Genomic DNA, 23,990 nt, shown 5'->3' with positions numbered 1-23,990 from the left:
ATAAGTATTACCTATACTTCCAATACTTACGTGCACCAGTTGTACAAGCACAATTACTAGCATTTTGTAAGAAATCTATACCAATAGTTATGGCGTGTGTTCCCGAGTTGTATGCTGCTAAATCATTTACTGTGATTTGATAAGAATACGCAAAGTAAAAGTTATTCATCATAATACCTGCCATTGGACCAATATTCAATGGTTTACCGATTTGATCATTTAAAAAACGGTATGAGCCACCGAGCCAGTAATAATCACCTTCGCGATTGGTGAATTTTCGGTATTTAAAATTGATATCAGTACTAGAACGTCCATCACTATTAAAACGCTGGTAAAATACAGATGGTTCATACTCAACGCGATTATTGTTTTTACTTCCCATAATTAAACCTGTATATGCTTGAAAGTTTAATAAACTATTAGGCTCAACACCCAAAAACGGATTTACATCTTTTTCTAATAAATTATTTGCGTTAAAACTAAAGTAGAAATTCTTATTTCGGTACAATAAACCGACATCAAAGTTATTATTGGATTGTGCTCTGTCATCGATAATACTTGGGTCTACAATAGGAATATCTGGTGTTGGTTGAAAATTTTCGATATCAATCCTAAAACTATTGATGTTATAAGAAATACCAAATGATAAATACTGTTTTGATGTGTAGTCTAAAGTCAAATGATGTGCAAACGAGAATTTGACGCCTTTTTGACGCGTATTTCCATTTTTATCATTGTATGCACTTACGCCAATTCCTGAGCGATTAGAGATTCTAAAATCAGCATATAATGCTTGATTATCAGGTGCACCTTTAATACCAACCCATTGGGTCAATCCATTGGCTCTAATTCTCATGTTATCACCTATTCCTGCAAAAGTAGGAGAAATAACAAATTCATTATCTGCAAGATATTGGGTAAATACAGGTAAGTTTAATTCTTGTGCATGACTATATGCTGCAAATGTTAGTAGTAGGTATAGTATAGTTTTTTTCATCTTAAGGTCTTGTTTTAGATAGGCTTGGGGCATTATCTATATAGTGTAAAATGTCCAACAAAATCACGAGTAACTTCATCGCTGTTAGGTCTAACGACAAACCAATAATCTCCTGTTGGAAGTTCGGTACCATTGTATCTACCATCCCAATATTCGCCAACTCTATAAGTGGCTACTTTACGACCATATCTGTCAAATATGTCAAACTCCAAATTTGGATAATTCTCTACACAACCTGGAGCCCAAGTATCAGTAGTACCATCACCGTTTGGTGTAAAGTAATTTGGAATACAGATTTCAATAAATTCACGTTCGATTTGTACAGTTGCTGTACAACCGTTTGTATCAGTAACGGTAACTATAAATATTCCAGATTGGGTAATATCATAAGTATTTTCTTCACCATAATCTTCTTCATTAAAAGTAAAGGTATATTCTCCTGTACCACCAGATGCATTTGCGACAATTTGGTTTAATTCTTGACCATCTGTAAGTGTTAATCCAACAGGTTCATAATCTAACATATCAAACAACTCAGTACTTTGTATACATCCATTACTATGTCTAACATTTATATAATTATTTGTTCCTACGGGAATGTCTGTGAATATATTACTCGCTTGATATGGACCTCCATTCAATGAGAAGTCTAGTTCTGACATGTCAGTAATCGCTTCATCAACTGTTACAGTAACTGTATTAATTTGAGCATTCTGACTACAGTCATAAAGCACTTCAATTTCAGGATTTATCCTAGCTGATGGCGGAAACGTAATATTCCATTCGGACTCACAACCCTCGGCATCTCTAACATATACGATGTGATCGCCACCGCCAATATTATCAAAATCAAAAATAGTTTGTCCTACAATACCAGTAAGATAAGGTCCATCGGGATTATCTAAACTTACGCTGTATGGTGTTGTGCCACCAGAAATATCAATACTAAAGGCACCATCTAAATCACCATCACAAACCTCAGGTAAAATTGAATTGGGCACAATCGACAATAATACCTGAACAGGTTCTGTGACAGTTTCTGTAAACGTTAGGTAACAACCTAATTCGTCTTGTACAATGATATCGTACTCACCAGGTTCTAAATTTTCAAAGTTGTTGGTATCAAAAAATTGATTTAGCTGAGGAGAAATGGCATATTTGATAATTCCTGTACCACCAGTAGCAATGATTTCTATTCTTCCGTTGTTAGTACCAGCACAAGTCACATTAGTCACAACTGGCGTAGCTTCTAGCATGGTGTTTGGCTCTGTAATTGGTATTGCAGACGATGTTATTGTACAATCGCCACTTTGAACCACAACAACATAATTACCTGCAACAAGTTCGGTAAAGTAACCTGGAGTATTTTGTGTAGCGTTTATTGTGTTTCCAGATGTATCCTGAAGTGTATAACTATAATTTCCTAAACCACCAGTAGCACTTGCAGTAATGTTTCCAGTATTATCTCCTGCACAATTTATAGTTGGATTTGACGATGCCAGCGCTACATCTAAATCTGGTAATGGTTCGATATCAATAGCATTAGATATTGTGGCAATACAACCATTTGCATCTCTCACGAAATACGAATAATTTCCTGCAGGAACACTAAAAGTAGTTGATGAATTAAATGCACCTAAAACTGTTGTAAATGAGTCATCTACACTATATGAATATGGTGCGTTACCGCCAGAAGCACTTAATGTCAATGTAGACTCTACCAAACAAGTTTGTGATGACGCTCTAACTAAATTTGCAGTCACTGGTGATGGTTCATTAATTACAAAATCAATAGATGTCATTTGGCAATCAAAACCATCATTTATTGTAACCGAATACGTTCCTGCTGATAAGCCATCAAATACATTTGAAGTTTGTGGTCCAGAAGTCGTTACAACTGGAGTAGTCATATTTAAAGTATAACTGTAATTACTACCTTGTCCACCAGTAACATTGGTGATAGAAATACTTCCGTTTGAATCTCCGAAACATGCTAATAGATTAGTACTCGGTGTAAATACAGCATCAATTGGTGTTGGTTCTTCTAGAGTTATAGATTCTGATACAACGCAACCTTCAGCATCTCTAACATTTACGGTATAATTCCCAGCAGATAAATTTGGGAATGTTCCATTTGGTGAAAATGCAACAGTTGCATCTCCTGTTAATTCGTATTCATAATTGCCCCAACCACCAGTTGCAACTGCTGTTATGACGCCAATATTGTTATTACAAGTTACGTTCGAAGTTTCTGTAATATCCAGTAATAATTCTTCAGTCGGAGAGCCAATAATTACCTCAGCTGTAGACGAACAAAATGGGCTTTCAGTTTGAATAATTGTAACAGCATATGTGCCTGAATTTAGCCCACTAACAGTCAATGGATTTGTAGTTGTATTAGCTGGAACAACTCCAAATACTGATGCATTTGTGTCATCTATTACTTCGTATGTATATGTACCGTTATAATTAGTAATGTTGATATCAAAACTTCCGCTATTGTCTCCAAAACATATTAGTGAAATTGGTGTTAAATCAAATGTAGGAGCAACGGCTTCTGGTAGTGAAACAGATACTTCTTCGGTACAGCCTGTTACACTATCAGTAATTGTAATATCATATAATCCTGAAGGCACACCGGAAATAACATTTCCTGCAATACTTATTGATGGACTATTTGGTAAAACACTATATACAAATGTACCTGAACCACCTGATGGTGATACTACAATTTCTCCGTCATCGTTATTACACGTAGGTAAAGCAGTAGCTTCAGGTGTTATATTTAGAATAGGTAATATATCTACTGACACTAAATTGCCACAACCATTTACATCATTGACTTCTACAGTGTGATTCCCTGCGAATAAGTTTTGAATTGTAAAAGGGAAGCTCTGCGTTTGAAAAGCACCACCATCAATACTAACACTATATGGCGCAGTTCCGATTGTTGTTAAGTTTACATCTATTTGAAATGTTCCATCAATATCAACACAATCATTATTAATTGTTGCTGTAATAACTGGCGAATCACTCATAGGTAATACCGTTGCTGGGCTTGAAACAATACAGCCATAAGTATCTAACGTATGTATATAATAGGTGTTAGCATCCAAGTTAAACGTACTAGCAGAATTCCATCCAGTATCTGTAGCTAGTGGTGCCGTTGCAGTAGTTGTTACTTGATATAAATATGGGGCAGTTCCATTTTCAGCAACAGCCGAAATGATTCCAGAGTTAACATTACAGTTCGCATTTTGGATTACCGAAACTGATAAATCTAAAGGAAACTCAGATTCTGTTATATTAAAAGGTGTTGTTACAATACCACATCCAGCATTTGGTCCTGAAGTTTCAGTGATTGCTACAAAGTAATTTCCGAAAGGTAAATTTTCAAAATCTGTAACTACCAAATTTCCATTACCAGGAACTGTACCTGTTCCTATAGCTCCAATAGGTGTTAAAGATTGTGACTCAAAAACCTGATAACTGATATTAACATTAGATGCATATGTACTTTCAACAGTAAAAGACACATTACCATCAGTATTGCCTGTACAAGTAATATTACTACTCCCAAAAGCACTTAACGTCAATGTAGAGTTTGTAGGGATTGAAGCAGTTGATGTTTCGTAATAGGTACAGTTTGTCGCACTATCATAAACCACAAATGTATACTGCACCCCAGGAATTAAACCTGTAAAAATAGTTGAAGCACTACCTGCTGGGTTTTCAGCTAACCAATTTGGGTCACCAACAGAATAGGGCACAAACGGTTCTTGATAAATAGAAAACCAAAAAGGTCCTGAACTACTTAATGCAGAACTAACCGCAATAGTTGCTTCACCACCAGTAGAGCAATTAACTGTTGGTGTTATTGTAATATCTAAATCCGATGGAGGCGAAGCAACCAATACATCTTGTATTAGTACAGAACATCCATTTGCATCAACGACATTGATTTGATACAAGCCAAAATCTACTACATCAAAACTTACTGAAGTCGTTCCAGCAGAATTTAATTCAGAATTAGAATAACCATTTGTACCAGTCACAAAATAATTATAAGGAGCTATACCGCCACTTACAGAATCTATAATCACAGAGCCTTGGGAAACTCCACTTGCTGTACAAGTTATGTCTATAGTACTATGGTTAACTATAATAGCATTGGGTTGACTAATTGTTATATTTTCTGAAGCTGTACATGAATTAGCATCAGTGATTGTTACAGTGTAATCACCAGCAGGTAAACTAGTAGTTTGATTTCCGAAGTTAGTTCCTAATGTGTCATTATTTACATTAATAATAAATGGAGGAGTACCAACTGAAGTATCAATTGTAATATCAATTGCTCCATTTAAATCTCCATTGCATAAAATATTTTCACTTTGTACAACAGCACTTAAGGCTGGAGGAACTATAGGGTTTACTGTTATTACAGAAGATAAAACAGAACATCCATTTCCATCTGTGATTTCAAATTGATAATCAGCAGCAGTAGATGTTGAATATGTAAAGGAATTTCCTGTACTTCCTAAAGGAGAAAAAGTACCTCCATTTGTAGAAACAGCATAAGTAAATGGCCCTGTTCCTGTAATTGTTCCTGTAATAATTGCATCTGGTGTAGCTGTACAGTTTAACCCTTCAGTTAAAACAACATTTACTGTAGAAATAGGTAAGGGCGCTATTGTATAAGATTCTGCATACTCACAATTATTTTCATCTCTTACTTGAAATGTGTATGTACCAGGTTCTAAGCCCGAAAATATATTAGAAGCCTGATAAGGTGTTACTGCTGAAGCTGGAGCAATTATTTGATATTCTAAAGTACCAGTCCCACCAATTGTATTTGTAATAGTTATTGATGTTGTATTTGTAGCACAATCAATTGGCGAGTTGTCAAACTCTAAATCTGTAGGCGGATTTAATGGTTGGATTGTGATTGTATTCGTTATTAATCCACAATTATTAGCATCATTAATTGTAACGGTATAATTGCCTTGGGTCAAACCAGTAAAAACAGCACTAGGTTGAAAATTAATTCCATCTAAACTATACGAATATGGGGCTACTCCTCCAGAAACTCCAGTCACAGTTATAGTACCTGTATCTGTACAAGTAAAAGGAGCAGAAAGTTCAGCATTACCAGTAATAGGTGCATTTTCATTTATTGTGACTTGCTGTGGATTTGTAGTACAAATTGAGCCTCCAAATGTATACTCTATAACAACATTGTAATTACCTGCCGGTAATCCTGTAAATATAGGTGAGTTTGAGTATGTAATACCATTATCTATACTATAACGAATTGAATTTCCGTTCGTATTAATTACAGTAATAGTTATATCTCCGTCATTATTTCCTGGACATAAAATATCAGTCGTGTTTACAATAAAATCGGGTGTAAGCACAGTATCAACTGTTACCGATGTTGTAGCAGTACAATTATTTGCATCGATTACTGTAATATCATAAGTTCCTGTTGCTGTTACCATATATTCTGGTACCGTTTGAAAATCTGTTGTACTGTTTATAAAGTAGAAGTAAGGCGCTGTTCCACCTTGAGGATAAATCGTAATCTCACCATCTGTACATGTTAAAGGTGTCGTTAAAGCAGCAGTCACTGTTAATAAAGGAGGTTCAGTGATTGTAATGTCTTCAGAATAAGTACAGCCATCTTCAGTCAGAGCTGTAACAGTATATGTTCCAGTATTTAGATTTTCAAAAATATATGTGTTTTCAATGATAGGCCCAACACTATTTACTAGTGTTCCATTTTGAAATATTTCAAATGTATATTGAGGTTCTACATCATTTGCTGAAATTTGGATACTTCCTTTATCTCCGTTACAAAATGGCTGAGCTACAACTGTAGAGACAGTAAAATCACGTTCTCTTATTTGTACATCAGGAACTGTAAAAATACATGGATTAGTGTCTATACCTATCTGTCTAACGTATACTATATATGTTCCAGGAGATGTAACAGAAAATATATTGCTTGCTTGGTAAGTGATACCATCTAAACTGTACTCATAACCAGAAGGCACGTCATTAATAGTAATGCTCCCTGGAGTTGTGCAAATGATGTCTTCTGCTACTACTGTAGGGTTTAAGAGATTTTCATAAACATTAAAATAGAACTGAACAAAGCACCCACCTTGATAATTAATAGTTAACCTAAATTGTCCTGCTGTATCAGCTACAAAATCAGGTCCAGTTGCAACTTCATTCCATGTACACGCATTATCTTCATTTGCACAATCTGTATCTGTAACTGCTGGACAACTAGACTCGTCTAATTGCTGCCATATAATAGATTCGGCGCCAGAAATATTAGTGTCTATATTTACAAAATCTTCTGAACCACACAAATAAATATTAGGTAATTCTTTACCGTCATTAGGGCAAATAACAACTTCGTCTGCAAAAGGAATGACAGGATTTGTAGTTGTACCACCAAACAATTCAACATTATATACTTGCTCAATAGATTGACAAGGTGCTAATGCTGTATTAAAAGAGTAATACGTTCCTGTTGCTGTAACAGTTATAGTTTGTGTATTGCCAATAACTGGCGTACCTGTAGGACTTGTAGACCATGAGTATGAATCATAGCCATTTGCTGCAGTTAAATCAAGAGTAGAACCACACAATATCTGATCCTCTTCAAAAGTACAATCAAGATTAATGAGGAAGTTTGTAACTTGAGGTGTTAGTAAACATCCTGTGTTGCTATTAACACTTGGATCATCGGTAATCTGAAACGTAGGATTAAAGAACCCATTATACGTAGCAAATGCTTGGTTATTTATAATATTAGAACAGGCATCTGCGAGTTGTTGACAAGAGTCTACAGTTTGCACTTCGATTCTTATCTCATAAACTGGATCATTTTCTTCAACTAAATAATCCTCTACATCAAATATTAATTCTCGCGTGACAGGATTATAACTATTAACCGTAACTCCTGGTGGAAGCACTAAATCTGTAGGATGATTGTAAATAATATTTATTGGAAGTATATCTCTAATTTGAAGATTAGTAGCATTATCATTCCCTGTGTTTTGAAATCCAATAACATAATTCAGAGGTGTTGACAAACCAACACCAAGTCCACCAATATTTGCTCCCAAATCATCTTCAACAATTTTTGTAAGTACAATATTTGGCTCTATAATATCTACTGCAAAAGCGAAAAAATATGGAAAATAAGTATCGCCTTCAGTTTCAAGAGTTATTACTGCATCTGTTGCATCATTTGCTATTACTGTATTACCTGGATTTGGTACAGCCATAATACCAGTGTCAAAACCTAACGTATTTGTACTATTTGGTACTCTATTATTAACAGGCAAAGCGCTTAATTGTGTTACAGAACTATTGAAAAAGTTTGTTTGAGGTCTATCTGCAGTTGACAAATTTATACCATTAAGTAATAATTGATCTCCAAGGATTGGGCTATCTCCCTCAAGCGTTGCAAATGCAAAATTTGCTCTAACGGGAGCAGGAGCAGGTATTGTTCTAAATCCACTAACAGGTACGTCTAAAGTTTCGTTATTTCCCGGAACACTAATGGCACTAAAACCATCAAAACTAGTTATTGATTTTCCAGGAAGTGTTGGGTCTTCATATACAATAAATAACGACCAACCTGCTGATTGTCCTGTTCCATTAAAAGGTGTGAAATTTGCAGTTTCTCCAACCCCAGAAGAAACATTAGCTACTGTATAAGTTCCTAAATCTGTACCTGCACCAAAACTTGTAACTATTGATGTAACATCCGCAAAACAAGCATAAGAGAAACTATCGCCACCATCTACTGATGCACCATTGGCATCATATATTATTGTTCCTGTGATGTCATTGTATCCACCAGTTGGACCTCTAAACTTAACCTCAGTAATAGGCTCATCTCCTGGATTTACTGCACCCCAATATAAACCTGCATAAATAATTTCGTAACAATTTGGATTTGGTATTACTAAATCTGAACTCGAAGAACTAAATGTGCTCGCATCACCATCAATATCGATATACTGCATGTCGACATTATGATTATATACCGAATTATCATTAAAAGCATTATTATTTGGGCCAAGGATATTATTACCAATCAAAACAATATCTCCTTTTAAATCTTGATTAAATCGTGGTGTAAAAGGCACATAGTTTTGTGCGTACGAGGAGATGCCTACGAGTACGGTAATTAGCGTACTGGCTATGCTAGAAAAAGTAGGTTTTTTCATGATAATTATATTTTAATTCTTCGGTTTTCTATCTAGTTTGGGGCGTAATAGATAACTGAATACATTTATATGGATATGTTAATTAATTCTCTATTTTGATTATTGTCATTTTTGAATTATATGATTTTGTTGCTTTGTTTTTTAAAGCATTATTAGCTTCTTGTATGTTATTAAATGTCTTTAGATATATATAATATTGACTTGTGTTGACGTCATAAAAGAAATCAATGTTACTTACGCCAGAGGCAATAATTTTAGTTAAAAACTCATCACGTTTTTCTTTATCTGTGTGTACAGCCAGCACCATATAGAAACCACTTTCGATGTAATTTACATTCTTTAGAATCTGAATATTATTACTTTGCTCTATGCCGAAGTCAAAGTCTTCTTCACTTAAAATACTATTTGTTACTTCCGTTGATTCTTTAAGATTTTCCAATGTTGCTCTGTCTTCTGTATAGCGTTCTTCTTCATTATTAAATTCTGCACGTTTTATTCGACGACGCTTTTCAAATTCTATAGCAATTTGAATCTCTTCGAGTTTATTTTCTAAATCTAATTTGATATCATTAGCATTGCCTTGCTCAGTTTTTAAGCGTTGTATTTCTTTCTTATAATACAACATTACCGTTTGGTTGACAATTGTATCCGCTTCATACATATCTTCGTAAAGCTTCTCTAATTCATTAATCTTTTGCTCTCTAGATATGATGATATCATCTAGTTCTACCTTAATAGATTTTAGTTCGTTATTTTCTTTAGTAACACTTTTAAATTCTTTTGGTTTTACTACTATACCTTGCTCGCTTAAATCATTTTCTTCTTTTAAATTTCTAAGGTTTTCATTTTTACCATCTACAGCTTTATTATACTTATCTAATAAGTCTTTTTGTTTTATTTCTTCTTGCTGAGATGCTTTTAAGGCTTTACCTAATTCATCCTTTGGATTATCAATTAAGTCTTGTTGTTCTTTTTCTTTTGCTAATCGTTCTTCTTCTAATTGATTCTCTTTTTCTAATTCTATTTTAGCTTTTTTATCAGCTAATTCTTTTGCAATTCTTTCTTCATCAATACGTTGTGCCTCTTTTTCAGCCTCTGCTTTAAGTTTTTGTTCTTCTATGTCTTTTTTCCGCTTCTCTTCTGCAATACGAGTTTCTTCATCTTTGGCTTTTCTTTCTGCTTCAAGTCTAGCTTTTTCTTTGGCTTGTTTTTTTGCAGTTTCTTGTGCACGTTTTGCTGCTTCTATTCTAGCTTGTTCTTTCCTTTTTTTATCTTCTACAGCTTTTGCTTCTCTTTCTGCATCTTGTTTGGCTTTTAGGTCAGCTAATCGTTCAGCTTCAAGTTTTGCTAGACGCTCTTCTTCGAGTTTCAACGCTTTTTCCTCTTCTAAACGTTGTGCTTCCTTTTCAGCTTCTGCTTTTACTAATACATCAGAATCATCTTTTTCAGCAGGTTTTTGAATTGTTCTTTTAGGAGTAGAGGACTTTACAATGCGGCGTTTTGGCTTTCTATCTGTAGAGATTAAACCACTAACTTCATCTTGTCTGCTATAATCAAAGAAGCGACTACTTTTAAATCTATAAGCCAATGTGATTTCATGTGAAGGACCAAAATCTACTAAATCACCAAATGCAGTTTCAAAGTTATATTCAATAGCAATTTCTTTAGTAATATTAATTCCAACACCACCAGAAGCACCATAAAGCGTATTGTATCCTGCTTGAAACCAAAGTCCTTTTGGAACATATACCATTGCATTTGCAGATAGTATTGTTTCATCTTGCATAAATTCACTTCTAATTAAACCAGAAAAGCGAGCATCATCAAAAAAACCACGACTAGACATATAACCTGTATACATAACATGTGCTTGCAGGCTTTGATTTTGGTCGTCCTTAAGCATTTCTGAGGATGATATATTGTACGCAAATAAGTTATTTACAGATACTCCAAAATCTAAAAAAGCGGTTCCGTAATTGATACCAGGATTTATTGTGACTAAAAAATTTGATGGAATATTTTGTAGCGACGGATCAGGAAAATTAGTAACTACATTTCCATCGTTTATTCCGCTACTGTATGCACCTATATTTAAACCAAAAGTAAAGTTATTATCTCTGTTCAGTCTTGCGTTATAAGCAAAGTTAAGTATACCACCAAATGTTGTCAAGACACCATAATTTTGCTGAAAAACTCCAATACCAGCACCAATATTTTCAGCAAAACGACCTGAGTAACTCGCTAAATAGGTGAGTGGTGCGTCATTAAATTGCACCCATTCTCTTTTATTAAAAATGCTAGCATACTTATATTGTTCTCTTACAAAACTAAATGTAGGGTTTATAGCAAAACGGTTGAACATTTGTGAATTTCTAACAGGTAAGTCAAATGATACCACACCATCATTCTCTTGAGAAAGAACAAATTGTGAAGTACATGCAAATACCATAATTGTTAGAATTAAAGATTTCATTTTATTACTGTAATCGACCCTTTTTGTGTATTGCCATTATCAGTTTCGATGATGTAGTAAAACACTTGGTTAATATTGGTTAGGCCTAAATCATTTTGCGGCCAATTGTTTTGATAATCGTTAGTTTGAAAAACAAGTTTACCTTGATTTGTAAATATTCGAATTTCTGAATTTGTTCCGCTCACGTAATCAGTTGGAATAATCCAGGTATCATTAACACCATCTCCGTTTGGACTTATTAAGTTTGGAATGTTATCGACATTCGGAAACTGCTCTATGGCTTCTTGGACTGTAAATTGATATTCGACAGAACCATTACAGCCATTAGTTTCAGAAATAACTACACTGTAATTACCAAATTCAGAAGCTACATAACTAGCTTCGGTTTCGTTTTGAATTAAATTGTTATTAAAATACCATTCATATACAGGACTATTTGCTGTATCTGTTATTGTAACTGTAAGCGTTTCTCCTTCTTCGATAGCATTAATCTCATTTACGTTTATATCGCTATCAAATAATTCACTCATAAGTGCAATTGAGCCTGATGCTGAACATTCTCCTAAATCTACCTGAACAGAAAAATCACCAGATTCATTTGTTTGATACATTTGATTAGTAGCACCATCAATCGCAATGCCTTCTTTATACCATTGGTAACTATTTCCGCCAATAGTCGTTAATGTTGTCAAACCCTGAGCCGGACAATATGGATTCCCTAAACTAGAAACAATAGTTGCATCTGCTTGGCCATTTGAAGCCTCAGTTATTGTGACACGATTTGAAGCAGAATTTGATGTGCAACTTCCATAATTAGTTTCAACAAAATATGTGCCTTCTGTATTAACCGCCAATGTTGGTCCTTCTGCAACAAAAACAGATGTAGTAGGGCTAGTCTCTCTAAACCAATTAAAAGTTAATGAAGGATAATTTAATGGGGAATCATTTGTGTCTGAACCTGGGTTATCAATAGTCAACAGATAACTACTTCCTGTACAATATGCACCTGTAGATACCAGATTATTTATTGTAAAGGGAGAATCTTGTAGTTTATAATATGCCGCAAAAGAAGTAGAAGCAGAGCTAGTTGCTACTGGCGCCGTACTTTTTATTCTAATTCTGTAATTTTCTCCTGATGTAGTTGTTGGTAAGGAAAAGTTTAATGTTGCTGGCGAAGTTGTAACGCTACCAGCAGTAGAAGTATAAATAACTGTTGCATCTGTAAAATCCCCATCGGCATCAGAAAGCTCTATAATAAACTGATTAGAACTCTGTAATCCAGCTTCTGGAGAAAAAACAAAACTAGTACTGTAAGTATTAAAGGTATCACTTGCACAAGCCTGACTAAAACCTAAAGTTGGTGTACCAATAACTATCTGAGCTTTTAATGGTTTAGTGAATAACAAAACCAATAAACACAGGTACGAGGAGACTGTCTTTAAACTTAGATTAGGGTACATTAACGGAGGATTGTAGATTTATATATAGGCTTTGTTTTTTCGGTTTTGATATGGACTTTTTAAGCTAGAGTAATATCTAACTACAAAAACACACGATATATATTTGTTATTATGCTTAAGTTTTAATCGTCATCATCAACATCAGTATCTGTTGTTGCGATAATTTTATTGATTCGTAATCTAAAATCAGGATTTCTAGAATCAGCTATATCAATGAATGTTTCAGTGTCTGGACCTTTTGAATATACATTATCGAAAGCACGACTTCCGTACCAACTTTCTAAATCTTCATTATTTGAATTGTATTTAGAGAATATATTTCCCTTACAGTTATTGAAATAGGTGCGTTCAAATTTTATTTTTTGTAAGTTTTCATTATTAATTTTAATACTATTATCTAAAATTACTGCAGGGAAAAAACCAGAAATTACACTCTTGTCAATCGCAAAAGAAGCATTGTTTTTAATGTATATAGCTTCTTTTACTAGACCAATTTTAATATCTGAATCCAAATTTTTGCTAACATTTATCAAAGAAACATTACTTGCATATACGTTTGTTTCAGCCTTTTCAATATCTACTTCATCTTTAACTTTATAAGATGAAATGTACATAGATCTAAATCCATCAGAACTAGAAACGTATGGCGAACGTATCGCTAATGAATTGGTAATACTCGTTTGGGTACCGTCGTTAAAGGCATAATCATTTCTGTTAGATTTATAGGATACCAATTTCTCGATAATAACATTACCGCCAAGTATATTAAATGAATTCCCACTGCAATAACTTACCATAACATTATCAATTACCGTTTCTTCACCAATTCCAGCTAGTGTAAGTCCGCTAAAATGACCAAAATTTTTGGTGCGTTTTCCTGCGAATTCAACCCTAACGTAACGCATGATTCCAGAATTACTCATAGTGTCATCACCACCATATTTAAGATTCTCTAAGGCATCAGGTTTTAAACCATAGTTAATAACACTTTCATTACCGAGTTTGTTTGTAGGTGCATTACCTAGTATAAAAATGCCACCCCAATCACCAGGTTTCTTTAAAGGTCTATTAGATGTAAAAATTATTGGATCTGTTTGTTCACCTTTGGCTACTATTTTAGAACCTTTAGTAATAGTTAGTGTGCCATTAGATTTATAGTCTCCTAAAATCACAGTACCCGGTTCTATGGTAAGGGTAGTGCTATCAGTAACAAAGACATCTCCTAAAAGTAAGTAAATATCACGTTTCTTTAGGGTCAAGTCGGCGTCAATAGTTCCGGTCAAAATTTGAGTAGGCTCATTGTAAACATTTTTACTAGGAGAAAACTCTGTCCAAGATTGCAACCAGTTATTATAACCAATAATCCCTTTTTCTTGTTGTGCCGATAAACTACATATCATAAATAGTAATATGAGCGTAGTTAGAGTAGTATTTTTCATGTAGGTTAAGTTTATATTTATTCGTGGGCATATCAAACATATAACTATAACCCATTAAATACAACTAATATCGATGTAATACATAAATTATTTAGAAAATAATGAAAATACTTACATATAAATGTCGTTTGTCTAGGTTTTAAAAGTCATACTAACAGATGGTTACATTAAAACTTAGATTTATTTGATATAAAACTTGGTATAATTAATAGAAAAAGCCTCATAAAAAATGAGGCTTTAACTTACATTACATTAATTAAAACTGCGTTATTAATTAGATTTAAAATCATTATAAGTATATAAGGATTTTAATGTAGATTCATAAAACAGTATTGCTGTTATCAAATCTGAAGTATCAGAATAAGGTAATATTTTCTTCTGAAATTCGATAGTACTATCAAAATACTCACGTGAAGCTTCTTTATTTTCGATTAAAGCCTTTGTGTTCTCTTTTGTATTTGGAATACCAATAGAAGACATTGTTACGTTAGGATTTGTTGCAAAGGCGATATTTGGTAATATGTTAACTATAACTTCGATACGTTCAACGTATAGTTTTAATAAACCACCTTTATTCATTTGATCTAACTCTTCACGATCATGATATTTAGAGATATTTACTTTACCGCTTATAAAGCTCAAAGGTTTTGACTTTTTTTGGGCATTTGCAAAATGCGAAGTGCATAAAAAAGCAACCATAAGTAGGAGTAATTTTGTTTTCATTTTATTGTTTTTTAATAGACTGGGTGAAACAAATCTATGTAATTTATTAAGAAAACCAAGTGAATTATTGGTTTTTTCGATGAATAATTTCATCATTTAAATGCATTTTTCTTAGACAAAGTGCATAAACACTTGATTAAAAGCATATTTTATAGACGAAATACATTTTGGTTTATTTTGTGAAAACTCAAGTCATTTTAATAAAAAAAATGTAAAAATGATAAAATATAGAAAGTTTTAAAACCTGTAAATTTCAATAAATAGAGGCTTTTCATCGGAAAATTTTACATCAGAAATCTTTTTATCGTTTTTTTTATGAATTCGTATGATTTTTAAGGAGTTACAGTTTTAATTATTGAATTTAGAAGAATAATTATTGCAAATATCCCATGAAAACAAATCTTAACCTTTCAATCTTCACAATCCTATTTTGCCTTGGATTTTCATTTTCTCAAACTTCAGTTTTAAGTAACACTGATGCACTACCAGGCTACAAATCCAAATCGCAGCCCTTTAAAATTTCGGGTACTTTATATATGAGCGATGGTACTACACCAGCAAAAGATTATATTATAACTATTAATCAAGCTAACGAAAAAGGTGATTTTGAAGTCAATAAAAATAAAGAGCTTGTTACCAGCGCTACTATAAAGACTGATGCTAGCGGACATTACAATTTTTATACTTATGTACCTGGTAATGATAGATTGTACAATAAACTACAAGAGATTTTCATGAAAGTACAAACACCTGATGGTACTGAATATGCAATGCCAACGTTACTGTTTGACAAAGACCCAATGCTTACAAAACGTTGTAGAAAGCAAATCGCTAAAAAAAGCGATGTTACAAGAATTCTTAAACTTAATAAGGAAGATGATACCTCTGTGGTTAACCGTGACATGATACTAGCATTAGATTTGGAGCGTATTAATTAGTTAATTATATAAATTCAATAAAGAATTACTGTTTCATGCGTATATTTGAGAGAATCAATCTAAATATTCATGAAACGTTTTTTCGCATTACTATCGCTAATTGCCTTTTTAACTTCTTGTAAAGAGGAAACTAAACCAGAATTACAAGTCGTAACATTTGACGGTATTTCCAAAAACATTAAACCAGGTGACAACTTTTTCAACCACGTCAATAAGATATGGATGGATAGTGCTGTTATTGCAGACGACCAAGTAGGCGTAGGAGCATACCGTTTTTTAAATATCCCACAACAAGAATTACTGAAAAATATTTTACAAGAAGTCTCTACACAAGAGCATCCTGATGGTAGTGTAGAGCAGCAGGTTGGCGATTTTTACGCTTCTGGTATGGATACAATAAAAATTAATAAACGTGGCATAAAACCTATTGAACCTATATTGCAACGTATTGAAGCTATTGATAATGTTGATGTAATGACACAATTTGTGGCTACACAATTACAGACTGGTGATTATTCCATGTTTGCACCGTATATATCACCAGACCAGAAAAATAGTGAGATGAATATCTTACATCTGGCACAAGCAGGATTAGGTTTACCAGACAGAGATTATTATTTCATTGAAGGCGAATCAGTGCAAGAAATACAAAACGCTTACAAAACATACTTAGCGCGTTTATTTGAATTGGTTGGTGATACTGAAGTCAATGAAAAAGCCGAAATCGTTTATAATATAGAGAAGCAATTAGCAGAATCTCATAAAACCAGAATCGAAAGACGAGATGTTAAAGCCAATTACAACAAAATGTCTGTTGCAGATTTAGACAAAAGACATTCAAATATCAATTGGAGTGATATGTTGGTCAATTTAGGCGCAAAAACTGATTCGATTGATGTAGCACAACCAGCATATTACGATACTTTGGATAAGATGTTAGCATCGGTATCACTAGACGATTGGAAATTATATCTAAAGGCTAATTCTATTGGGTCACATGATAATATTTTGAGTAAACCTTTTCAGGATGCTGCTTTTGAATATTCAAAAGTATTATCTGGTCAGTCTGAGCAACAACCACGAGACAAGCAGATGGTTAGAAGTGTAGACCAGCAAATTGGTTTTGCATTGGGACAATTATATGTGAAGCGCTATTTTAATGAAGATGCCAAAAAGCGTGCATTAGATTTGGTCAACAATTTTCAGAAAGTATTAGAAAAACGTATTGATAACTTAGATTGGATGAGCGATAGCACCAAAGTAAAAGCAAAAGAAAAGCTTTACGCGATTAATAAAAAAATTGGATATCCAGATGTTTGGCGTACTTATGATGTTGAGATTGATAGAAATCAATTTTTTGAAAATGTGGTAGCATTACGTAAAAATGATTTTCAGTATGAATTACAACAACTAAACCAACCACCAAATAAAGACGAATGGGGCACAACGCCGTCTACAGTTACAGCATATTATAATCCATCATTAAACGAAATTGTATTTCCTGCAGGGATTTTACAAGCACCTTATTTTGATTTATACGCCGACGATGCTGTAAATTATGGAGGCATTGGTATGGTGATTGGTCATGAATTTACGCATGCCTTTGATGACCAAGGTGCCCAATTTGATAAAGACGGTAATGTCACCAATTGGTGGATCAAAGACGATTACAAAAAGTTTAAAGCAAAAACTAACCAAATCGTCGAACAATACGGCGCCTTTACAGTTTTAGATTCTGTACATCTTAAAGGTGCATTGACTGTTGGTGAAAATACAGCAGATAATGGCGGCATTGCTATCGCCTATGATGCTTTTAAACTCACAGAACAAGGTCAAGGCAATGAAACCATTGCTGGTTTCACACCAGACCAACGTTTCTTTTTGTCTATTGCTAATATTTGGCGTGTAAAAATGCGTGATGAGTTTCTACGAAACTATGTAGCTAACGACCCACATTCGCCACCAATGTGGCGTGTTAATGGGCCGTTAATGAACTTTACTCCATTTTATGAAGCCTTTGATGTAAAACCTGGAGAAGCTAATTATAGAGTAGAAGAGAAGCGTATAAAGATTTGGTAGTAATTTACTTTTGAAAAGTATATTTTAGCTCAAAAATTAAGCTTGAAAAAACTTACCTACTTTTTTCTTTTCATTTCAACAATAGCTATTGGGCAATGTCCTCCAATTGGACCTTCTATTAATATAAATGGACAAGCAGAGCTTGATGATTTTATTGCGACTTATCAAAATTGTACAAATCTTGAAAATGAATTGTTCATAACAGGAAATGTAACTGATTTATCGGGTTTAGATTTTTTAGAAACTGTAGCAGGCATATTTATTGACGATACTCAAATTACCGAGATAACTAATTTTGGTGCTTTAGATATGGTTTATAATACAATTCAAATAAGCAATAATCCACTTTTAGAAACAATTACTGGTTTTGAAAACTTGCAAACCTTAAGCATGGTTTTAAGCGTTCAAAATAATCCTAGACTAACAATTATTAGTGGTTTTAATAATGCAATATCAGTAGAGTTTTGGGTTTCTATCTCAAATAATCCTATTCTAGAAACAATCTCTGGTTTTGAAATTTTTCAAAATTGCTTTGGTTTTATGGCATTTAATGATTGTCCTTTATTAACAAGCATTCCTAGTTTTAATAACGTTACAACAGTAAGTGATTTTATTCAATTCTTCAATATTGGTTTATCAGATATTTCAGGTTTTGAAAACCTAACGACTATTGGTGGCGGCATGGAGATGACACTAAGTCTATCTGTGGGAAACAATCAAAACCTTAGTACTATTAGTGCTTTTTGTAGTTTAGAAGAGCTAGAAGATGATTTACTCATCCAAGATAATCCGATATTGGTAAATTTAAGTGGACTTAAAAGTCTAAGAGTAGTCGGACAAACAATGACCATTCGTAATAATGCATCATTAGCAACCTTAAACGGACTTCAATCTTTAGAAGAGATTTCCAGACCAGGCTATGAAGGTACCGATACGGTAATGATTCATGATAACCCAATGCTGTCCGATTGTGACCCACTTTGTAATGTACTAACGGCAAATCAAATTATTGGAAACGTCAACCTATTTAATAACCTAAGTGGTTGTAATGCAATATCAGAGATAAATACGACAAACTGTTTACCTTTTGAAATATTGGACTGTACCGCTTTAACAGAACCTGTAGATGGCGCTATTGATGTCGCTATAGATACTAACATTTCTTGGGATGCTGTAGTTGGAGCAACATATTACTTAATTTCTATAGGTACAACATCTGGAGGTGTTGACATTGCAAATAGAGTAGATGTAGGAAACCAAACAACTTATGTTTTACCTGCAGATTTGCCTCAAAACACAGAAATATTTGTAAAAGTTATTCCTCATAGTGATTCTGGTAATGCCACATGTTGTGAAGAAGAGAGCTTTACTACCGAAACCTTAATAGAATTGCCAACCTGTACAACACTTACCATGCCTTTAGCAGGCGAGACAAATGTCTCAGTATCTACTGATTTTTCATGGAATGCAGTTACTGGCGCTACAGGTTATGAAATTGCCATTGGTACAAATACAGTTTTATTAAATGCAGAGACTCTTGGAGATGTTATTTTTTATGATTTGCCATTTGATTTGCCTGCAAATACTGAAATAAATGTTGAGATTACTCCATTTAATACAGCTGGCGATGCTATTGGCTGTGTTTTAGAATGGTTTACAACTGGTAACGCGCCAAGTTCTCCAAGTTGTACAACGTTAATTTCACCATTAGATGAAGACACACAAGTATATGTAAATACTAGTATAAGTTGGGATACGATAACTGATGCCGATAGCTATATAATTTCAATAGGTACAAGTCCTAACGGAACAGAAATTGTCGATACTATAAATGTTGGTAATACTACAACTTACAACCCAATAACTGACTTGCCAGAAAACAGCACCATTTACGTTACCATAATACCTGTTAATTCTATTGGAGAAGCTCAAGGCTGTATCGAAGAAAGTTTTATGACAGAAGACATTATATCTTTGCCAAATTGTACAAACCTTCAAAACCCTTTTGATGGACAACAAAATGTAGCGGTTAACACCAATATAAGTTGGAATCCAGTATCAAATACTGATGGTTATATTGTTACTGTGGGAACAAGTATAGGAAGTACTGATATACTCAATGGTCAAAATATTGGTAATCAAACTGACATAAATCTTACAGAAAACCTACCAGAAAATACTGAGATATTTGTAACTATCATCCCTTATAATTCAGACGGTGAAGCCATAAACTGCTTTGAAGAAAGTTTTATTACTGAGCGTGTTACACAAGAAAATCCAAGATTTATTATCCCAAAATTCTTTACACCAAATAACGACAGTGTCAATGATTTTTGGTTAGTCCTAGACCCAGAAAACCAAGTCCAGACGATATCTATATTTAACCGTTACGGTAAATTATTAAAAACCTTAACTAATGGACAACTATTTTGGGATGGTACTTACAATAACCAATTACAACCTGTTAGTGATTATTGGTATAGTATCAATTTTATTGATGGTAAAGCTATAAGAGGTCATTTTACTCTAAAACGTTAAGCTTCTAAAGTAACTAATCTCTTATAGCAATAGGTTTAAGGCGTATGAGACCAAAGGCGTTTAATATTTTTATGATAACATAAGTCACATCAATTTCGTACCATTTTACTCCAAAATTTGCTCTACTAGCATGTTTGTGATGGTTGTTATGATACCCTTCGCCCATCATTAAAAAATCGAAACGAAACAGATTTTTGCTAGTATTTTTCATCTGGTAATTCACATAACCATAAATATGCCCAAACCAATTGATAATTACGCCATGTATAGGTGCCATTAAAAAGGTTATTGGTAATAGTAACCATTGCCACCAAGCGGTTGCAAAAAGAACGAAGAACAAAACATAAAACCCAATCCAAAGTAAACGCGATAAACGAGAACTTGCAAAACGGTCAAAGGCTTTCCATTGTGGTACGTTTTTAGTAAACTTTTCATCAACATTAATACGTTGTTTATTTATATCTTGATAGATGGTTTTCGTTTTCCACATCATCGCCAAAAGATTTGGGTCGTGAGAAGGTGAGTGTGGGTCTTTCTCGGTATCTGTATACGCATGGTGCATGCGGTGCATAATACCATAACCATACGCACTGAGGTAACTAGAACCTTGAAAAACCCAAGTCAGCACATAAGTTAAGCGCTCCATACGTTTAGACATCGTAAATACTTGGTGTGCCGCATAACGGTGCAGAAAGAACGATTGAAAAAACAAACCTCCATACCAAAGTACGATAACAAAAAACACTATAGTCATAACTTTTTTTGCAAAGTTATACCTGTGTATTAGATCATACAATGAACCTAGATTAAGAAAAACGCTATACTTGTTTTCTAATACGGCTTAAAGCTTGTGGCGTTACACCAATATAAGAACTGATGTATTTTAAAGGAATAACCTTAAGCAACTCAGGACGTTCTTTAAATAATTTTAAGTAACGCTCTTTTGCAGAAAGGTTTAATAAATTCTGTTCACGTTTTGACTTTAGTAAAAATAAACGCTCAGCAGTAAGTCTACCAATAAGATTGCCAATTTGGGTGTTGCTATACACATCTTGCAAATCATCGTAGGTAATGCTTAAAAGTGTTGTCTTAGTAAGGGTTTGCAATTGATACGCCGACGGTTTACGTGTTAAAAACGAATCGTAAGCACTTATAAACTGGTTTTTGAAACTAAAACCAAACGTAATCTCTTTATCTGGGTCTTCTTTAGGGATATAAAGCCGTACCACGCCATCTTCTATAAATGAGATTTTTTGCTCAATGGAATTACATTCTAAAAAAACTGTTTTTTTAGGAATAACTGCACGTTGAAGTTTAGACATAAAGAAGCTCCAATCTTTATCTGAAATTGTTGCAATTTGTTCTAAATAGGTTTTTATCTGCTCCAAATTCTTGGTATTATACATTTACGAAAGTAAAATTAGAAATATCATTTAAGATGTGTAAATGAAATAACAGTAAATTGGGAATAAAAGTTTCTCTACTCAGTTAATGAATTGCGAAGTAATCACGAGCACTTATTTATTTAAATAGTGTGTGCGAGTAAACACTCTTTTTACGAAGCGACAATAGGAGCGTAGTGGAATGTGTGTGGAATGAGTATTAAAACCAAAAAGTTCTAGCTATGTTTAGAACTTGAAATATTTTATATTCGTAATATGATAGATTATATTCAGTAGTTATAAATCATTCAAAACGGAAACAGAACTTGAATTAAAACCTATAACTATACTTTTTGGGAAGAATAGTGCAGGAAAAAGTGCGATAGCAAAATTGCCAACATTAATAGAAGCTTCTCTGAAGGGTAAGTTTATTAAACCAATGAGATATATAAACAATAATATAGAACTTGGAGGAGAATTTAGAAACTTATTCTACAATAGGAGTGTTCTACAAGGAATGTCATTTAAATTATTTACCAATAATGATTTCACAGATATTGAAATCACAAGTGATATATTAGCTAATCCTATAATTACGAAATGGGAGGTATATTCTGATGAGACTGCAAAACTAAACTTAAAAATCTCGACTGAGGAAATTGAAAAATCTCAAGAAGGATTATTTTCTGGTTTTATTTTAAATAGTCTCAAGCCAGAATTAAAAGAAAAGTTTAGTTTAAAAACTGACTATGTTAGTCCTTTTAGATTAAACCCTCAAAGAATATTACTATCCGCAATTTAAAGAATTAACATCTAGAAAATCAATCAAAGATTATTCTTTTATCTTGAATGGTAATATTTATAATTTTGATTATAGCGCCAATTTTATTGATGATTCAATGTTGAAATTAAAAGACAACATTAAAGAATTCAAAAGGAAGAGGTATGAATTAATATCTAGAGAAGAGGAAGATTTTGTTAAAAGTATTGGGATTGCTTATAATGGTACTGACAGATATGATAATACTAATAATAATAGATATATTTCTATTACTTATTTTTAAGGACCTTATAAAACTTTTGCGAATCAATAGGTGAAATGAGCACGTATATTTTAGGTAATATATTTAATTCAGTGTAAATCTTCGTGACAAGGTCTACATACAGATTCTAGCCAATCAATAGGTTCTTTACCTATATTATACTTAGCGTATCGTGTATGATGTACTTGCGTAGCGCGTTCACCGCAATACACACATTTCCAATCATCACGCTTTAAAACGACATAACGTTTGCGTTGCCAAGCATCAGATTTTAAATAGATGTTACGGTAATAATCTTTACGGCTCATAAAACTCCTGTAGAACCAATAAGGTTTAACATCAATTTCAGTTTCTGATTTATAATCTGTAGGTTTTGATTTACCAGTAAAGAAAAACACGTAAGTCATTACAATTATCCAAACTAAAACTAATATCGCTATTATAATTTGGTCTGAGTCTTGATTTTGTATTTGTGTAATTATAATATTCAAAGTGTTATTAATCAAATGATTGTATTACAAAACTATATAATTTATAATAATCTCCATAATATTAAATTGTTCTATAATTTATATTATGTAAAATATAAACTATCAATCAATACTTAGAGCTATACTCTATTATACATATCCTGTTGTTTATTGTATTTATAATCCATAAAAAAAC

General features: G+C 33.4%; 13 protein-coding genes. 4 read left to right on the top strand and 9 right to left on the bottom strand.

The window, feature by feature from the left end; all coding sequences use genetic code 11:
- Positions 1 to 7: 7 nt before the first annotated feature.
- From BTO05_RS02365 to BTO05_RS02340, 6 genes are all read right to left on the bottom strand, one after another.
- A complete protein-coding gene (locus BTO05_RS02365; protein ID WP_087493263.1) occupies positions 8 to 997 on the bottom strand; it encodes a type IX secretion system membrane protein PorP/SprF in 990 nt (329 codons plus the stop codon).
- 32 nt (positions 998 to 1,029) lie between these two features.
- The gene (locus tag BTO05_RS02360; RefSeq protein ID WP_087491117.1) at positions 1,030 to 9,249 is read right to left on the bottom strand and encodes a T9SS type B sorting domain-containing protein; all 8,220 of its coding nucleotides are present in this window, start codon (positions 9,247 to 9,249) and stop codon (positions 1,030 to 1,032) included.
- An 82-nt stretch (positions 9,250 to 9,331) separates the two neighbouring features.
- The gene (locus BTO05_RS02355; RefSeq protein ID WP_087491116.1) at positions 9,332 to 11,722 is read right to left on the bottom strand and encodes a PorP/SprF family type IX secretion system membrane protein; all 2,391 of its coding nucleotides are present in this window, start codon (positions 11,720 to 11,722) and stop codon (positions 9,332 to 9,334) included.
- Positions 11,719 to 13,182 (bottom strand): gliding motility-associated C-terminal domain-containing protein, encoded by a 1,464-nt coding sequence (locus BTO05_RS02350; RefSeq protein ID WP_087491115.1) that lies wholly within the window; start codon positions 13,180 to 13,182, stop codon positions 11,719 to 11,721. Before BTO05_RS02350 ends, BTO05_RS02355 begins: the two co-directional genes overlap by 4 nt.
- Positions 13,183 to 13,304: 122 nt before the next feature.
- A complete protein-coding gene (locus BTO05_RS02345; RefSeq protein ID WP_087491114.1) occupies positions 13,305 to 14,621 on the bottom strand; it encodes a hypothetical protein in 1,317 nt (438 codons plus the stop codon).
- Positions 14,622 to 14,891: 270 nt separating this feature from the next.
- Positions 14,892 to 15,344 (bottom strand): hypothetical protein, encoded by a 453-nt coding sequence (locus tag BTO05_RS02340; protein WP_087493262.1) that lies wholly within the window; start codon positions 15,342 to 15,344, stop codon positions 14,892 to 14,894.
- A gap of 389 nt (positions 15,345 to 15,733) precedes the next feature.
- On the opposite strand from BTO05_RS02340, the gene BTO05_RS02335 reads away from it, so the two are divergent.
- From BTO05_RS02335 to BTO05_RS02325, 3 genes are all read left to right on the top strand, one after another.
- On the top strand, positions 15,734 to 16,282 hold the full coding sequence (locus tag BTO05_RS02335; RefSeq protein ID WP_087491113.1) for a hypothetical protein: 549 nt from the start codon (positions 15,734 to 15,736) through the stop codon (positions 16,280 to 16,282).
- A 69-nt stretch (positions 16,283 to 16,351) separates the two neighbouring features.
- Entirely contained in the window at positions 16,352 to 18,361 is a 2,010-nt protein-coding gene (locus BTO05_RS02330) for a M13 family metallopeptidase (RefSeq protein WP_087491112.1), read from the top strand.
- 42 nt (positions 18,362 to 18,403) lie between these two features.
- Positions 18,404 to 20,899 carry a T9SS type B sorting domain-containing protein gene (locus BTO05_RS02325; RefSeq protein WP_087491111.1) on the top strand — a complete coding sequence of 832 codons (2,496 nt, stop codon included), beginning with the start codon at positions 18,404 to 18,406 and terminating at the stop codon, positions 20,897 to 20,899.
- A gap of 13 nt (positions 20,900 to 20,912) precedes the next feature.
- Here the strand turns inward: BTO05_RS02325 and BTO05_RS02320 are convergent, their stop codons facing one another.
- Both BTO05_RS02320 and BTO05_RS02315 read right to left on the bottom strand, forming a co-directional pair.
- On the bottom strand, positions 20,913 to 21,653 hold the full coding sequence (locus BTO05_RS02320; protein ID WP_087491110.1) for an acyl-CoA desaturase: 741 nt from the start codon (positions 21,651 to 21,653) through the stop codon (positions 20,913 to 20,915).
- A 64-nt stretch (positions 21,654 to 21,717) separates the two neighbouring features.
- The gene (locus BTO05_RS02315) at positions 21,718 to 22,287 is read right to left on the bottom strand and encodes a Crp/Fnr family transcriptional regulator (RefSeq protein WP_087493261.1); all 570 of its coding nucleotides are present in this window, start codon (positions 22,285 to 22,287) and stop codon (positions 21,718 to 21,720) included.
- 433 nt (positions 22,288 to 22,720) lie between these two features.
- On the opposite strand from BTO05_RS02315, the gene BTO05_RS02310 reads away from it, so the two are divergent.
- Complete coding sequence (locus tag BTO05_RS02310; protein WP_157662516.1) at positions 22,721 to 23,083, top strand: hypothetical protein; 363 nt, start codon at positions 22,721 to 22,723, stop codon at positions 23,081 to 23,083.
- Between the two features lie 330 nt (positions 23,084 to 23,413).
- Here the strand turns inward: BTO05_RS02310 and BTO05_RS02300 are convergent, their stop codons facing one another.
- On the bottom strand, positions 23,414 to 23,815 hold the full coding sequence (locus BTO05_RS02300) for an HNH endonuclease (protein ID WP_087491107.1): 402 nt from the start codon (positions 23,813 to 23,815) through the stop codon (positions 23,414 to 23,416).
- Between the last annotated feature and the right edge of the window lie 175 nt (positions 23,816 to 23,990).

Origin of the sequence: Winogradskyella sp. PC-19, assembly GCF_002163855.1 — a bacterium.
Taxonomy (GTDB): domain Bacteria; phylum Bacteroidota; class Bacteroidia; order Flavobacteriales; family Flavobacteriaceae; genus Winogradskyella.
Note: the sequence above shows the minus strand (reverse complement) of the source record. Positions and strands in the feature narration are given on the sequence as shown.